This window comes from Nostoc sp. 'Lobaria pulmonaria (5183) cyanobiont' (genome assembly GCF_002949795.1).
Classification (GTDB): domain Bacteria; phylum Cyanobacteriota; class Cyanobacteriia; order Cyanobacteriales; family Nostocaceae; genus Nostoc.
In genome coordinates this window covers 3,009,475-3,024,085 of sequence record NZ_CP026692.1, presented here as the reverse complement: position 1 = coordinate 3,024,085, position 14,611 = coordinate 3,009,475, and the positions used below count along the sequence as shown (strand labels likewise).

15 protein-coding genes are annotated in these 14,611 nt (G+C 41.5%); 7 read left to right on the top strand and 8 right to left on the bottom strand.

The window, feature by feature from the left end:
- The first annotated feature begins 146 nt into the window (after window positions 1–146).
- Complete coding sequence (locus tag NLP_RS13095) at window positions 147–431, top strand: peptidase (RefSeq protein WP_104906772.1); 285 nt, start codon at window positions 147–149, stop codon at window positions 429–431.
- Between the two features lie 137 nt (window positions 432–568).
- Here the strand turns inward: NLP_RS13095 and NLP_RS13090 are convergent, their stop codons facing one another.
- Together NLP_RS13090 and NLP_RS13085 are read right to left on the bottom strand one after the other, a co-directional pair.
- Window positions 569–1,945, bottom strand: a complete 1,377-nt coding sequence (locus NLP_RS13090; protein ID WP_104906771.1) for a DUF2330 domain-containing protein — start codon at window positions 1,943–1,945, stop codon at window positions 569–571.
- A 29-nt stretch (window positions 1,946–1,974) separates the two neighbouring features.
- On the bottom strand, window positions 1,975–2,823 hold the full coding sequence (locus NLP_RS13085) for an RnfABCDGE type electron transport complex subunit D (protein WP_104906770.1): 849 nt from the start codon (window positions 2,821–2,823) through the stop codon (window positions 1,975–1,977).
- A 262-nt stretch (window positions 2,824–3,085) separates the two neighbouring features.
- Between NLP_RS13085 and NLP_RS13080 the strand changes: the two genes are divergently transcribed.
- Complete coding sequence (locus NLP_RS13080) at window positions 3,086–3,766, top strand: polysaccharide deacetylase family protein (protein WP_104909862.1); 681 nt, start codon at window positions 3,086–3,088, stop codon at window positions 3,764–3,766.
- A 54-nt stretch (window positions 3,767–3,820) separates the two neighbouring features.
- Here the strand turns inward: NLP_RS13080 and NLP_RS13075 are convergent, their stop codons facing one another.
- From NLP_RS13075 to NLP_RS13070, 3 genes are all read right to left on the bottom strand, one after another.
- Entirely contained in the window at window positions 3,821–4,951 is a 1,131-nt protein-coding gene (locus NLP_RS13075; protein WP_104906769.1) for a class I SAM-dependent methyltransferase, read from the bottom strand.
- A 244-nt stretch (window positions 4,952–5,195) separates the two neighbouring features.
- A complete protein-coding gene (locus NLP_RS35525) occupies window positions 5,196–5,321 on the bottom strand; it encodes a hypothetical protein (RefSeq protein WP_267894917.1) in 126 nt (41 codons plus the stop codon).
- A gap of 335 nt (window positions 5,322–5,656) precedes the next feature.
- Entirely contained in the window at window positions 5,657–6,634 is a 978-nt protein-coding gene (locus NLP_RS13070) for a carbohydrate kinase family protein (protein ID WP_104906768.1), read from the bottom strand.
- Between the two features lie 362 nt (window positions 6,635–6,996).
- Between NLP_RS13070 and NLP_RS13065 the strand changes: the two genes are divergently transcribed.
- The 4 genes from NLP_RS13065 to rfbB all read left to right on the top strand — a co-directional run bounded on the left by NLP_RS13065 (window position 6,997) and on the right by rfbB (window position 10,574).
- Window positions 6,997–7,260 (top strand): helix-turn-helix domain-containing protein, encoded by a 264-nt coding sequence (locus NLP_RS13065; RefSeq protein ID WP_099103136.1) that lies wholly within the window; start codon window positions 6,997–6,999, stop codon window positions 7,258–7,260.
- Between the two features lie 383 nt (window positions 7,261–7,643).
- Window positions 7,644–8,345 carry a DUF6391 domain-containing protein gene (locus NLP_RS13060; RefSeq protein WP_104906767.1) on the top strand — a complete coding sequence of 234 codons (702 nt, stop codon included), beginning with the start codon at window positions 7,644–7,646 and terminating at the stop codon, window positions 8,343–8,345.
- Between the two features lie 96 nt (window positions 8,346–8,441).
- Window positions 8,442–9,437 (top strand): glycosyltransferase, encoded by a 996-nt coding sequence (locus tag NLP_RS13055; RefSeq protein ID WP_104906766.1) that lies wholly within the window; start codon window positions 8,442–8,444, stop codon window positions 9,435–9,437.
- Window positions 9,438–9,515: 78 nt separating this feature from the next.
- Window positions 9,516–10,574 carry a dTDP-glucose 4,6-dehydratase gene (rfbB, locus tag NLP_RS13050; protein ID WP_104906765.1) on the top strand — a complete coding sequence of 353 codons (1,059 nt, stop codon included), beginning with the start codon at window positions 9,516–9,518 and terminating at the stop codon, window positions 10,572–10,574.
- Here rfbB and NLP_RS13045 read toward each other — a convergent pair.
- Both NLP_RS13045 and NLP_RS13040 read right to left on the bottom strand, forming a co-directional pair.
- On the bottom strand, window positions 10,501–11,970 hold the full coding sequence (locus NLP_RS13045) for an addiction module antidote protein (RefSeq protein WP_104906764.1): 1,470 nt from the start codon (window positions 11,968–11,970) through the stop codon (window positions 10,501–10,503). The genes rfbB and NLP_RS13045 overlap by 74 nt on opposite strands.
- The gene (locus tag NLP_RS13040) at window positions 11,957–12,301 is read right to left on the bottom strand and encodes a type II toxin-antitoxin system RelE/ParE family toxin (protein WP_104906763.1); all 345 of its coding nucleotides are present in this window, start codon (window positions 12,299–12,301) and stop codon (window positions 11,957–11,959) included. Before NLP_RS13040 ends, NLP_RS13045 begins: the two co-directional genes overlap by 14 nt.
- Before the next feature lie 185 nt (window positions 12,302–12,486).
- Here NLP_RS13040 and NLP_RS13035 point away from each other — a divergent pair, with 185 nt between their 5' ends.
- Window positions 12,487–13,680, top strand: coding sequence for a serine/threonine protein kinase (locus tag NLP_RS13035; RefSeq protein WP_104906762.1), 1,194 nt, complete (start codon window positions 12,487–12,489; stop codon window positions 13,678–13,680).
- A 68-nt stretch (window positions 13,681–13,748) separates the two neighbouring features.
- On the opposite strand, the gene msrA is transcribed toward NLP_RS13035, so the two are convergent.
- On the bottom strand, window positions 13,749–14,417 hold the full coding sequence (gene msrA, locus NLP_RS13030) for a peptide-methionine (S)-S-oxide reductase MsrA (RefSeq protein ID WP_104906761.1): 669 nt from the start codon (window positions 14,415–14,417) through the stop codon (window positions 13,749–13,751).
- Window positions 14,418–14,611: the final 194 nt, after the last annotated feature.

Genomic DNA, 14,611 nt, shown 5'->3' with positions numbered 1-14,611 from the left:
TTAAGTATTACTTCCTTTGCAAGATAAATTGGCAGATGTAAGCATTGAAATTTCGATCCATATTGGGTTAATTCATCCCATAATTCAGTAACGCTTAATTTTCATAACCACTAGTATAAAAATAATAACCTTTCTGAAAGATGACTATGAAACGATCATTTCGCAAGTATCACCGCACGATTGGCATCATAATTTGTCTACCTTTAATATTAACTGTATTGACTGGAATGCTGACAACTATTGTTAAAGAATGGCCAATTAGCACTGGGATTTCTTCTAGTTTGCTGTTAAGAATTCATACAGGAGAAATCTTCCATTTAGAAGCAGTTTACCCAATTTTTAATGGATTGGGATTGATTGGTTTGCTGGTGACAGGAATAAGTATGTCTGGATTATTCAATCAGAAAAAACGGAGCGGTATTAATAACTAATATTAGCTTATTTGAGAATTTAGGAGTTTCTGTGGAGAGTATTTCCGACAATCCCTTAAGAGTTATCAGTTGATAAAAAGTAAGAAAAGGAAATTATCAGATTTGATTTTTTGAATTAATCTTACTCTCCACTCTCCTTAATATAATCCCAGCCAGGATAGTAAATTTCCCCACCAAGAATATTGCAGATTACCTACACTCAACTTCATTTTGTTGCGAATATCTTGGATTTTCCAGTTGGTTAGTTTAGCTAGAGTTTGCGCCTCTTGTTCAAAACGTTTGGGTAAAGACTGCTTATATTGTCTACCAGCCTGACATTTTAGTTCCCCTTGGAACGGATGTTGCAAAACATAGCGTCCTTGGAAAGATTCACTGTTAGCAGTTTGTTGAAATATCAAGTCTTCAGGGAATTTGTCGCGGGTATAGCGAACATGCAATCGAGAGATGAAGACGTTACTTCTAGGAGAGGGACGACGAAAACTGGGGGGTACTGGCAGATTACTTGTAGAATTATCATCTAGCCAAAATACGCCTGCTTGCTTGAGTTCTTCTGGAGTCAGGGGTTCAGCAGAACAAGGATCGCAACTACCCATATCCCAAGCGTATTCTAAAAAACCAACTTTCCTGTCTTCTTTGGTGTAGATAGTTTGAAACATGGATTTGTAAAATTCACCAAATTCATCTTTGACAAATAAGGGAATGTTCGCGTCGGAGGGAATTTTCACCGTCCGATAGTTGGTGATTTCTGCTTGTCCTTGGGGCGAGAGGATGTAGACAATCAAATCTTGCTCTGTCGTAGCATTGATCATGCCTAAACGAATTGGCAGCATGAATTTAGGCGATTGGTAGGAAATTTGTAGCGGACGGAGAAACTGGTAGCCAGATTGCTCGAATTTATCCAAGTTGACTTTAGCAACAAAGAATTTCATTGAGGAGCGAATATAAGGCTGAAGTAACTGTTTCGCACCTCTGGGGATTTTGTAGCCATTGCGTTTAAGCCAAGTTTCCAGTCCGCCAGATTCTTTCGCGCTGAGGATCAGGATGTCGTATTCGCCAACGTTGAAACGTGCTTCAACCGTCACACCCAAACTAGTATCGCCCCTTGCACTCCCCGGCTCACTTCTGGCGGCTGCTGGTGCTGGTGCTGCTGATAACTCTCTTTCCTCAACTGGGGCACAAGGATCTGAGTCAAAATATTCTACCAATCGCGGCGCACTAAAAGCATCTAGGCGCTCGATAATCTTGGGTTCAGTGACGCGAACTTGTTCTTTTTGCAGCACCGTTGGCACAGGTACTACCATTGCAAAATCTTTGACTTCGCCTTGAAAGTCGTTTGCCATTGTTAGGATAGTGCGATCGCCATCCCGCGCGATCGCCACTTGAGAAGCTTTGTTATACAGTTTTGTATCAGCTTTGGCTACATAAAATCCACAAAATGCCCAAGCTGCTGGTGCAAAGCACAAAACAGCTACAATTGCCAACAATAATGGTGTTAAAAGTCGAAAAAACTTCATTTTTTATACCTCTATTTTTTAGTGCTAAGTTAGGAGTTTGGAGTTAGAAGTTCTACCTCTGCTCCCTCATCTTTCTCTTGCCAAGCAAACCTTGGGGCTAACCAGAAAACATCTAGCAGGATGCTCAACGGTGCAAGGGCAAACAGCGCCCAGAAAACTGCTGTGGAAACAAAGAAATAATTTCGCAGGATAAAAGTTAATCCAGCGATACAAACTGCCCAAACTACGCGCCCAATTCGGGAATTGGGGATTGATCGCGGATCTGTAATCATAAATAGGGCAAACAGCAGCAAAGACCCACTCATCAATCGATGCCAGTAAACATCCCAAGTCCAACCCAGCCAGAGATTGCGAATCGCCTCTAGCAAAGAGTAGGAACCCAAAAAAGCTGCTGTGGTGTCCCAGCGACCAACGCGCTGCAAAATCATGCCGCCAGTACCGAGAAATAATAGCCCATACCACCACTCTTCACCCCATTGTCCCGGCGAAACCCAAGCATCGGGGGTGAGAATCAAGGCAGATATGATGCCAAAGTTGGCAGGATTGAAAAAATGCTTATCGCCGACTCGGAAGATAAATTTGCTGGCGATCGCAATTGCTGCGGCTATTGCCATTGTCGTCCAGTGGTCAGCCCGCAACAGTAAACTCAGTCCCAGTGAGGTAATTAAAGCACTGCGCAAATTTAGGCTTTGTCCTTTGTTGTTGGCTAATGACCAATGACCAATGACTAATGACAATATCCATTGAGTTGCAAGACTTGTGGCGATCGCTACCCCAATCAATTCTGGCCGCAGCGTCCAATCTCGTGTACCGATTCCCAAGACTAGGAACAAGCCCAAAAATAAAATCTGATAATCTCGTATATCTTTAAGTAACATCAACCCTTAATTCAGGGATTCCCCGTAGATTTCTCATCAATTTAGACGAGAGATAGGTAAAATAGTATTGCTGTTACAGATTTTGTTACAAAGCGTCCCTACTGTTCACATCTGAGAACTGCTGAAAGATATCCTGTGCTTCCTTGCCCAACCGTGTGCCAAGGCATCCAATTTGGCTAGAATATTGAGGCATTGTATGCGGTGCGATCGCAGTTTCATAAGCAACACCTACAAAAAGTTGTCAGTAGCAGATAAACGCAAAATGCAACTAGCTCCCCTGTTCCCAATTTTCTACCGGATTCTCCAGCCGAATTTTCCCAACTGCCTTTGGAGTGGAAATCCCCATGCTAAGACGATCGCACTCACATTCGATGATGGGCCCCATCCTCAATACACGCCCGAAGTCTTAGCAGTGTTAGATAGTTACAAGATTACAGCGAGTTTTTTTTGGTTGGGTGTTTGCGTCAACCGTTCACCAGCCATTGCTAAAACCGTTAGCGATCGCGGACACTGGATCGGATTGCATGGCTACGATCATCGCTCTTTTCCCATGCTTTCCCCAAATGACCTGAAGGATAGTTTAGAAAAAACCCAAGCAGCCATTTACAATGTCTGCAACCTGCAACCCGAACAAGTGCGGGATGTTCGTCCCCCCAATGGTTTATTTACACCTGCTACTTTAAATTTTTTTTCTCAGTGGAATTACCGCCCAGTTATGTGGAGCGTTGTACCAGAAGACTGGGTGCGGCCAGGTGTCACTACAGTGGTACAGCGAATTATGCAGCAGGTCAAAAATGGTTCAATAATTGTTTTGCATGATGGTGCTTGTGGTGGACAAGATGTTGCTGCCACAATTCAAATTCTCATTCCACAACTGCTACAACAAGGTTATGAGTTTGTAACTGTTGATACTCTATGGCAGCAAGCTAAGACAAGCTATTGATAACTCGATAGGTTGGGCGATCGCTAAATTATTAGGACTTACGCAATTAACTTGTCACTTATGAACCAACAGGTATTGACCGTTACCAAGAATTTCACCATTACAACCGTCAAAATACTGTATGCACAAAAGCAAATAAAGTCTCCACATCCGGCAGAACTTAGCATAATTCATGCCATAATTTAAATCTTTGATTTTTGCTTGATTTTGATCAAAATTCATCAACCAATTTCTGAGGGTATTTGAGTAGTTAGTACCATTTAAATACCATCGATTAATGGTTTTTAGGTCTGTATTAATATTTGGTATGACATCATAATTCCATACCCGCATATTGGGGAAAATATATTTATTGATAAAAGGATGGGTTATGTTGTCAGGTAATTTTGTTGTGATTATGTGAATTAAAACCTTACCATCATCTTTGAGGATAGAAGCTAGTTTTGGGAATGATTTTGTTAAATTACCTACATGTTCAAACAGCCCAATCGCCATAATTTTATCAAATTTAGTCTCCAAATCAATATCATTAAAGTCCTTTTCATATAGAGTGAATCTATCTGAACTGAGGTAACTTCTAGGGTCTTGCATTTTTTTCCGCATATATTCGCATTGCTCGTGGCTCAAATTAAGAGCCGTTACTTTCACATGCGGAAACCGGGAAAGAATGTAATTTGATGCAGAACCCCAACCGCATCCCAAATCTAAGATTTCGTCTCCGTCTTCGATGCCTACTTTTGCAATCAAATCATCAAGCATGTCCATTTGAGCTTGCTCAAGGTTGGATGCTCCTTTTTCCCATAAAGCCATTGTGTATTTGGGATATAAAAGTTCTGTCTCTTTCAAGATCAGACTGAACATTTTTTCGGGTAGGTTGTATTGAACCTTCATTAGTTCGTGTGACCCTTCTGCAAGGCGATCGCTTTCTTGCAACAACCATTCATAGGGAACTAACAGAGAAGGAAAATACTTGTAGCTGATTTGTATGGAGAGATTTAAAAGGGCTTTAAGCAGAGGATCGGGGATTTTTAGCCCATTGATATAAGCCTCTGCTCCTGCCATTAAGATTGTATTGAATCCGGCGATCGCTGTGCGGCTCGCTTGGTAAGCAATTCGACTTTTATTATTTACATCTCCTCCTAAAGGAGTATGTCTTTGGATATCTTTTGGAATGCTGGAAGTCATATATATAGCTCCGACATTTCTATTGAAATTTTTAGTTTTCTTAGGGTTATTGTCAGATTTTAGCGATCAATAAATGCCTGGTTAAGGCATAAGGTAGTCCCAATGAAACAAGTTTCACCGCCAAGCATAAAAATGTCTTTCTTCCCCTGTTCTTTCAAGTCAGAGAGCAGAAGAGTTAAGAAATAAAACTCCATCATTTGTTGTAGTGCAAGAGTTGTAGAATATCTGCATCACAATCTCGTCTTCAAGTTGCATCTGAGTCTTTGTCACGTTCCACGACTACAGGCAAAATGTTTAAAACTTTTCTGCCTTGTGCCTCCTGCCCTAAAGCAAGTAACTTTATAATCATCACCGAAGGTTGCGAATTCATCTCTATGTAGACTTATGATAAAACCAAATAAAATTGAGACTTGTAAAATCAATTTATTGTATTAAAAATTAATATTTTATTATTTTATGAAGCGTAATTACGACTCTAAACTAATTTCTTAGGGTCGTATGCAAAAACATTACGTTCCTTGCTTCCATTTGAAGTATTTGCATCTTATCCAAAAGTATTGATCTTCGGGTTGCAAAACTATTTGATAAATTGCATTTACATTTATTGTGCAATACGAACGCAGAATGGCATGAGGATTTTCGTCCATTTTCTAGTCGGGAGTATCAGCCTTTGGTGGCTGATATCCCAGTGGCTTATGCTAGTTCCTAGAGTTGATGTGTGGTTAAAAAAGCTTTGACTTCAGCAGCAGTAGGTTGAGAAGCGATCGCACCTGGTTTAATAGTAGTCAGTGCCCCAACAGCACTGGCATAAGTGACAATGCGTTTTGCTGTTTCTGCATCCCGCAAGCTGTGGATACCATACTGACTCAGTTGCTGGATGAAACCTGCCAAAAAGCTATCTCCTGCACCAGTTGTATCAACTACAGGGATAGAAAACGAGGGTAATTTGCCTTCATTCTCACCTAGACAATAAGTGCAGCCGTTTTCCCCATCTGTCACCAGTACTCCCTCAATTGAAGCTAGACGATAAGTGATGGCTCCAGGATCTGCGGTTTCAAATAGCCATTCAGCCTCTTCTTTGGAGAGTTTGAGGAAATCAACTCGCTTAAACAATTCTGGAATTTTTTGATGGGCGATGTTTGGTTCATCCCAAAATACAGGACGCCAGTTGACATCCAGCACAATCTTCAGGTCGTAATGTTCTGCTAACTCTAGGGCGCGATTAATTGCCTCTTCACTTTCAGGATAGGCTAATTCCAAAGTACCCAAAACCAGAAAATCTGCCTGTTGAAACAGCGAATTTGGCAATTTTTTAGCTTGCAGGCGAGTATCAGCAAATTCGGCAGTATCGTACTGACCAAATCCGGCAAAGGTGCGATCGCCAGCCAGATCCCGTGTAACATAAACTTGCCGCGTTGGTGCTGTGGGATGGCGTTGTACTCCCGTCGTCTCTACACCTACATCTTGTAATAGCTTGACCAGTGCATTCCCTGGCTCATCTTCGCCAACAGATCCGATAAATCCCGCTGACATTCCCAGTTTGACTAAAGCACAGGCTACATTAGCTGGTGCCCCTCCTGGATAGGGAGTCCAAGATTTCACTTCTTCCAGCTTTAGCCCTAATTGATCGGCTAAACAATCAAACAAAATTTCACCAAGGCACAAAACACGGGGATTGCTCATCTCATTTTCAATTTTAGATTTCGATTTGGGATTAGGAATTTACAGTATAAAATCTACAATAGTTTTTACTAATCTGTCGCCAGTCCTTCATAGAATTAAATAGCAATTTTTACTACCCTATAGCATATATATGCTTCTCATTCTCGCTTATTTCAACTAAGTGCTTAGACAATAAATTTATCAAAATAAGCTATATTTATTACATGAAGCTTCGCGTAGGTTATATTTTTGCCAACTTGAAATCCAAAGAAAATATTGACAATCATATTACTGCTAACACTTGAAACCCCTACCAAGAAAAGAATCTTCTAGAATTAGAAAGAGCGATTAAGTACATATACCAAGGGAGGATAGAAATAGTCATGGCTGGTGGCAAGTCTGAGACCCCCGTTAGTCTGTCAGACAGAGAACTGCAAATTATCGATTTAGTAGCCGCTGGCTTAACTAACCAAGAGATTGCAGGAAAACTGGAGATTAGCAAGCGTACAGTTGATAACCATATCAGTAATATTCTCACTAAGACTGAGACAGATAACCGAGTAGCTCTTGTCCGCTGGGCTTTACAGTGGGGCAAAGTCTGTTTGAATGATGTCAATTGCTGTACTCTACCTAACCAGATTGAATAAACAATTTACTAGTAGAAGCGTAATTGCTTTGGTCTAGTAAATTACAAGTCAATTTTGAGTTTTACTGATTGTTCCCCTCCTTACGCCTAAGTTTTCAGTGTGAACACTCTACCAAAAGTTCCGAGTCCATCACTCAGCCGGAGTTTATGTTAGTGGAGCCAGCTGACCCTCGGACTCGGAAACTAAAAAGATCGGAATTCTTTTCCAAATTGATTGGGGAGCAGAGGAGCAGGGGAGAAGTTGCAGTAAGTCTTTCCCCTCTGCCCCATACCCAATGCCCTAACAAAACAATTATCTACAAAAATTAGCAACAATTCAGTAGTGCAAGCGTTACATTTGAAAGAAATCTATGTTGCCCCATCGGCTTTGGGAGTAGTGTTCCAATGAATACTTCCGCTTCTTTTCAGGGTAGCTCGTCTCCCTTTGAATTTTTTAACTTTGATTTTACGATACCTGTATCTGAGAAAATTCCGAGTCTGGAAGACCAATTTTCAGACTTTCCGCAACCCAGACAAGATGCCGACTTACTCAGACAGCTATCGTTTATTCCAGGGTTGAAAGAAATTTTGATGCTGCGGCAGGTTCACGCTTTAGAACATGCTACTGTTTGGGTTCTTAGCGAATCAAAAAGCGCCTATTCTGCCCCAGCAGAATCCACTAACGTTCAACTAGATAATGAACTATTAGGCGGTTTATCTACTGAGCAGGGATTCTACCTCTATGGTGAGGTAAATATTAGTGATTTGCGGCGTGCGGTAACACTTGCTCGACATCGCATCACTAGTGGAGAGTGGGATTTGGCTGTACATCCCCGTTGTGGCACAAATTTATCAGTAGCAATGCTCTTAACGGCTGGACTAGCTGTCGGTGTGCATCTATTGCTACCATTTCGACCAATCGAGCAATTTATCGGTTTGGGGTTAGCAGCAACGACAGCCGCGGAACTCGCACCTGATTTAGGTTCTATGGTACAGCGTTACCTGACAACTGCCATTCCTTTTAACCTAGCAATTGAAAATATTACCCGTACACGCGACGTTTGGGGGCGTGAGGCACATTTTGTTAAAGTATGCTGGCAAGAATGAAGAGAGCAAGAAGAGATAAGGGCACAAGATAAAATTTTCTCTCTTGTCTCCCCCATCTCCCCCCCACTCCCTACTTTCTACTTCCCTAAAAAAATTATGAGAAAACTTTACTTCTTACTTCCCGGTACAGATAGCAAATTTGCCTGTGGTGGTCTTTGGGCTGAATTAAAAGCACTTAATCTAGCTCAGAATTTCTGTAGTGCTGATGTTGTAACTTACCGTCAACGGGAAAAAGATAAGCTTTTTATTGATGATTTGCTAAAAGAGAAAAATTTAAATGATGTAATTTTTGTGATCAGTTGGGGATTTGATATAGCTCAACTTGTGGCTAAACTTAAGCAACATAATGTCGTTTATCATGCACATAGTGCAGGTTATCCATTTAGGCTACCTGCAAGTATTCCAATCATGACTGTTAGCCGCTATACAATGGGATACTGGGGAGGAAAATCACCCAATTCTCTGATTTATTATTTGCCCAATCAAATTTCTGATGAGTTTCAAAATTTAGGTTTGGAACGGGATATTGATGTTTTAGTTCAAGCTCGGAAGTCTTCTGAGTATTTAATTAAAGAATTGATTCCAGCGTTGCAAAAACGTTGTAAAGTATTGGTTGTTGACTCATACATAGAGGATTTACCTGGACTATTCAACCGAGCTAAGGTTTACCTTTATGATTCTGCTGAGTACTGGGCACAACAACGTGTTAGTGAAGGATTTGGTTTACAACCAATGGAAGCTCTTGCCTGTGGTTGTCAAGTATTTTCTAGTGTCAACGGTGGACTGGCTGATTACTTAGATCCTGGATTTAATTGCTATAAAATTGCTGGATATTCCCAAGAATATGATGTCCAACGTATTCTGAAGGTGATTAAATCTTCAGTAATTTTTAGCTTGCCTGAAGAGTTTTTGGTTGAGCATCGGACTGAAAATATTATTAAGCGTTTCCAAGTTATTTTGGATGAATTAAATGAGTTTTTTGACCATAAAATACAGCAGCCATCTAATATTAAGGATTTAACTAAAATACGTATGGCAAAATTACTCGCTCAGAAGATATATGGGAAGCTGAAGAAGAAATATTTTAAGTAATAAAAACGTAGACGCGTAGCGGCTTGCCGCAGCCTACCGCAGAGGCGCTGAGAATACAGAGAAAAGAGAGGAAATTGGATGATTCGGCGGTTATTAGTTACTGGGGGTGCGGGGTTTATTGGGGCGAATTTTGTCCATCATTGGTGTCAGGTTTATCCAGACGATCGCGTGGTGGTGTTGGATGCTCTTACCTACGCGGGGAATCGCCTGAATTTGGCGCTGGTTGAGGGTGGAGAGAATTTTCGGTTTGTGCAGGGGGATATTTGCGATCGCACCATCATAGACAACCTATTATCAACGGAAAATATTGATACCATCGCCCATTTTGCCGCTGAATCTCATGTGGATCGTTCGATTCTTGGGCCAGCTGCTTTTGTGCAAACTAATGTGGTGGGAACTTTCACGCTGCTAGAAGCTTTTCGGCAACATTGGGAGGCGAAAGCACAACCATCTGATTATCGTTTCCTGCACGTTTCTACTGATGAAGTCTACGGTAGCCTGGGCGCAGATGACGCAGCTTTTTGTGAAACCACACCCTACGCTCCCAATAGTCCCTATTCAGCTTCAAAAGCGGGTAGCGATCATTTAGTCCGTGCTTATTATCATACTTATCAACTTCCAACTATTATCACAAATTGCTCTAATAACTACGGACCTTATCAGTTTCCCGAAAAGCTAATTCCCCTGATGTGTATCAACATTTTGATAGGGAAACCATTACCTGTTTATGGTGATGGGAAAAATGTACGGGATTGGCTTTATGTGGGCGATCATTGCCGTGCTTTAGATGTGGTAATTAATCATGGTCAACCAGGAGAAACGTACAATATCGGTGGCAATAATGAGGTGAAAAATATTAACCTTGTCCAACTTTTATGTCAAATGATGGATGAATTAGCACCTGTACCAGTACATCCAGCAAAGCAGTTGATTACTTTTGTTAAGGATAGACAGGGACACGATCGAAGATATGCAATTAATGCAAACAAAATTAAAACTCAGCTTGGTTGGACGCCTTCAGTAACAATTGCTGAGGGTTTACGTTTAACTGTTGAATGGTATCTCAATCATCGTCATTGGTGGGAACCTCTGCTGTCTGCGGAATATCAAGCTTACTATCGCAAAAATTATCTGTAAAATTACCCAAAATGGGGCTAACTTTAACGAGTAATGCTCTCAAATTTTTATGGGGAACTAATTTGTCATAATGTAACCGACCAAGAATTATGCCTGGATGTCTATTTTGATTTTGAGCAAATTCTTCAATCGCTTTCCGAGAAAAAACTTTTTTGCTCCTGATAATAAATTCATTTAATGTCTGATAATTTATTAACCAGTCAGCGGCTTTTTCATTAGCTGCTCTTTCCTCATCATTTTCTTCTAACGCATCCAAATTGTCTAAATAAGCTCCTTGATGTCCTAAAACAATATGCGCTACCTCATGCATGAGGGTGAACCAGAATGAATCTATCCGGTCATATCTCAATGTCAATGCGATAACGGGATTGCTGTTTAAATAAAAGGCTGCACCATCCAAGTAGGTTTTGCTTAAATGCGGCACAATTAGAAAATGTACACCTAAATCTGCCAGCAATTTAGGAATCTGCACAATACTTTCTACTTCTTTAGCACAAGCAAGAATTTCAGGGATAGCAGTCTCTAGTTTTTTGCGTTCAAAACTAGCAACGGTTTGTTGTTTCGCTATGTTCTCAACTCGTTTTATCCAAGCTATGCGAGAAGTTTCCTCTAGCTCTCGATGCTCGGAACAACGGAAATTAACGTTTAGCTGGAGTGTTTCATCTAAGGAAGATACGCCGAAAAAATCACATACTTGCCGTTCTAAGTCATCAATTGAATCTGTTGCTTGAATCCACTTATTTTTGATTAGTTCAGAGATGGGGGCAATTGTATACAATCGGCTTTTACGAGTTATATCTTGCTCCTTTTTTTCTTTTCCCACTAGATGAAGTCGATACTGTGCTTCAAGGTTCGTCCAGAACTCTGGAGAAGTACCCAAGGCTTGGGAGAGTTCGATAGCTGTTTCAGGTGTAATTTGCTTGCTTCCCTGAATAATTTCATTGATGGTTTGAACTGGACGCCCCAAAATTTCTGCTAAATCTTTCTGTATCCACCCACGGGCTTCTAATTCTTGACTTAAAATTTTTCCTGGTATTGGTACTCTTGCTGGTGCTAGCTTCTGGCTAATATTGCTGTTTCTCCTACTGCCTTGGTTAGTGGTAGTTGGTGTGAGAAAATATCCCAGTGCCTTCATGATGGAATTGACGTTTTCAAGGCGTGGGTTGCCATTGCTGGATAAGGCTTTTTGCAATCCCCGGCGTGTCATGCCTATTTGCTCGGCTATCTGACTAATTCCTCGTACACGAGCAACGACGCGTAAGGATGCCAACAACGCACCAGAGTCATTGTCTTCTGCATATTCCTGAAATATCTCCGTCAAATAATTGTCGATTTCTTCTGGGTGCTTACGGAAGTACTCTTCTTCAAATTCATCAAGTGTTCTAAATTTTCTCACCGCTTAGGTACTCCTTCCAGTAAGCTTTTGCGTCTTCGATGTCCTGATTCTGTGTACTTTTGTCGCCTCCACACAGTACGACAACAATATTTTCAGCATCTTCACCGAAATAGACGCGATAACCAGAACCAAAGAACATTCGCAATTCGCTTAAACCATCTCCTATTGGCGCAACGTCACCGTAATTGCCTTGTTCAAGGCGGCGTAGGCGTTGTAGTATGCGTCGTTTTCCTTGTTGATCGCGTAAATTATCCATCCACTCTGCAAACGGCTCGTAACCGTCTTGATTGGCATAGATGATAATCTTTTTTGCTTGTGCTTCTTTGGCCACTTTTAATCTCTACTATATATTTATAGCAGATGCGAACAATAATTCGCACTAATTTTCTAGAGAACACCAAAATTGGAATCTTCACCTGCTTTCAATAAATTATCAGGCTGCCACAGTTTCTGTAGATAATGACTATCCTTGAATATAAGGGAATCACATCAACGTAAATTGCCAGCAGGTGTAAGATGCTGCAACCAGAACAAATATTACAAGATCGTTATCAAATCAAGCGCCAACTCGGCGACAATGGAATTCGCCAAACTTGGCAAGCATTGGATTTACAAGCCTCTGATGGCGAAAATTCGACCGTTGTGGTCAAACTTTTGGCCTTTGGCGGTACTGTACAGTGGGATGACCTGAAACTTTTTGAGAGGGAAGCACAAATTCTTAAACAGCTAAATCATCCCCGCATCCCTCGATATATAGATTATTTTTGTATCGACGATCGCACACTCTGGTTTGGCTTAATACAAGAATATATTCCTGGTGAGTCGCTTAAGGAAAAACTTGCTGTTGGCAAAAGGTTTAGTGAAAAGCGAGCGCGAAAAATTGCTGTTGAGGTTTTAAATATTCTCACCTATCTACATGAATTGAATCCTGGGGTGTTGCATAGAGATATTAAACCAAGTAATTTAATCTGGGGCGACGATAATCGGGTTTATTTAGTTGATTTTGGCGCAGTTCAAGATAAAGCGGCAAGAGAAGGTGTTACTTTTACCGTTGTCGGTACTTATGGTTATGCCCCAATGGAACAATTTGGTGGTCGAGCGGTTGCGGCTTCAGACTTATATGCACTGGGAGCAACTTTGATTCATTTGCTTACTGGAACTTCCCCCTCTGATTTACCCCAGCAGGATTTGCGACTGCAATTTACAGACCGAGTTAACCTCAGTCCCAGTTTTGTCAGTTGGCTACAAAAGTTGATAGAACCTGCTCCCGAACAAAGATTTACTAGTGCAAGTGTTGCGCTGAATGTCCTCAAATCGGGACTGACTGTCAAATCTGCAAACAAGAATCAACTTTTGCCGCCAAAAGAAATAATCAACAATTCTGGATGCGGGATATATAATCACAATGAAACAGTCCCAGAGGAAATTCTCGGTTGGAATTGGGGCGCTTTTCTGATGCCTTGGTTGTGGATGTGGCCGAATCAAGTGTGGTATGGTTTATTCTGTTTTGTACCTAATGCTTGGTGGCTAATGGCGATCGCTCTTGGTGCAAAAGGCAATGAATGGGCTTGGAAAAGTAGACCGTGGCGCAGTATTGAACAATTCAAAGCCCATCAAAGAGGCTGGGCGATCGCTGGTATTCTACTTGGAGCGCCCATTAGTATTATGTTGTGGGTTAGAGCGATCGCTTTGCTCAAATCGGCATTTTAGTGGGGCATTGGGCATTGGTATTATTTATTCTCCCATGCTCCTCTGCCCCTCTGCTCCCCTGCTTTCTTCTAACTACTAACTTGCGATTCAACTACACCCACGGGACAAGATACATTTGTCCCTCCTAAACCACAATATCCATTGGGATTTTTAGCCAGGTATTGCTGATGGTAGGCTTCAGCGTAGTAAAATTCCGGGGCATCTAAGATTTCAGTGGTAATCTTGCCATAACCTGCATCGTTGAGGGCTTGCTGATAAGCTTCCCGCGATGCTTCTGCTAGCTGCTTTTGATTTTCGGAATATACATAAATTCCCGAACGGTATTGAGTGCCAGTATCATTACCTTGACGCATCCCTTGGGTGGGATTGTGGCTTTCCCAAAAGACTTTGAGTAGTTCGGCATAACTAATCACTTTGGGATCAAACACAACCAACACCACTTCATTGTGACCGGTTCGCCCACTACATACCTCTTCATAAGTGGGGTTAGGTGTTAACCCAGCAGCGTAACCGACTGCGGTGGTGTAAACTCCTTTAAGTTGCCAGAATTTGCGTTCTGCACCCCAAAAACAGCCCAAGCCAAAAATTACCTTCTCTAATCCGTCGGGAAAAGGAGGTTTTAAGGGATTCTTGTTGACATAATGAGCTGCGGGTACTGACATAGATTGCGCCCTTCCTGACAGAGCATCTTCAGGTGTGGGCATAACTGCCTTTTTGCCAAATCCGAATAGTGCCATTGATTTTGACTCTGATATATATCTTTACCTTATTTACTATTGTAAAGATTCTCGCGATCGCTTGGGCTGTAAGTATTAATACCTTAGTTGATATCGAAGATGCGGCGAAGGCGCACTGAAGCCGATTGGGCCAGTTGCGTAAGTCCTGAGGGTGTCAAAGAAAGCAATTTTTATTGCGAATACAAAGCTTTTGG

Excerpts from the sequence above, each read along its gene's own strand:
- NLP_RS35525 (WP_267894917.1), bottom strand. The coding sequence starts at position 5,321 with ATGAATTCGCAACCTTCGGTGATGATTATAAAGTTACTTGCTTTAGGG.
- NLP_RS13070 (WP_104906768.1), bottom strand. The coding sequence starts at position 6,634 with ATGAGCAATCCCCGTGTTTTGTGCCTTGGTGAAATTTTGTTTGATTGT.
- NLP_RS13035 (WP_104906762.1), top strand. The coding sequence starts at position 12,487 with ATGCTGCAACCAGAACAAATATTACAAGATCGTTATCAAATCAAGCGC.
- NLP_RS13095 (WP_104906772.1), top strand. The coding sequence starts at position 147 with ATGAAACGATCATTTCGCAAGTATCACCGCACGATTGGCATCATAATT.
- NLP_RS13085 (WP_104906770.1), bottom strand. The coding sequence starts at position 2,823 with ATGTTACTTAAAGATATACGAGATTATCAGATTTTATTTTTGGGCTTG.
- NLP_RS13090 (WP_104906771.1), bottom strand. The coding sequence starts at position 1,945 with ATGAAGTTTTTTCGACTTTTAACACCATTATTGTTGGCAATTGTAGCT.
- NLP_RS13055 (WP_104906766.1), top strand. The coding sequence starts at position 8,442 with ATGAGAAAACTTTACTTCTTACTTCCCGGTACAGATAGCAAATTTGCC.
- NLP_RS13060 (WP_104906767.1), top strand. The coding sequence starts at position 7,644 with ATGAATACTTCCGCTTCTTTTCAGGGTAGCTCGTCTCCCTTTGAATTT.
- NLP_RS13080 (WP_104909862.1), top strand. The coding sequence starts at position 3,086 with ATGCAACTAGCTCCCCTGTTCCCAATTTTCTACCGGATTCTCCAGCCG.
- rfbB (WP_104906765.1), top strand. The coding sequence starts at position 9,516 with ATGATTCGGCGGTTATTAGTTACTGGGGGTGCGGGGTTTATTGGGGCG.
- NLP_RS13065 (WP_099103136.1), top strand. The coding sequence starts at position 6,997 with ATGGCTGGTGGCAAGTCTGAGACCCCCGTTAGTCTGTCAGACAGAGAA.
- NLP_RS13075 (WP_104906769.1), bottom strand. The coding sequence starts at position 4,951 with ATGACTTCCAGCATTCCAAAAGATATCCAAAGACATACTCCTTTAGGA.
- msrA (WP_104906761.1), bottom strand. The coding sequence starts at position 14,417 with ATGGCACTATTCGGATTTGGCAAAAAGGCAGTTATGCCCACACCTGAA.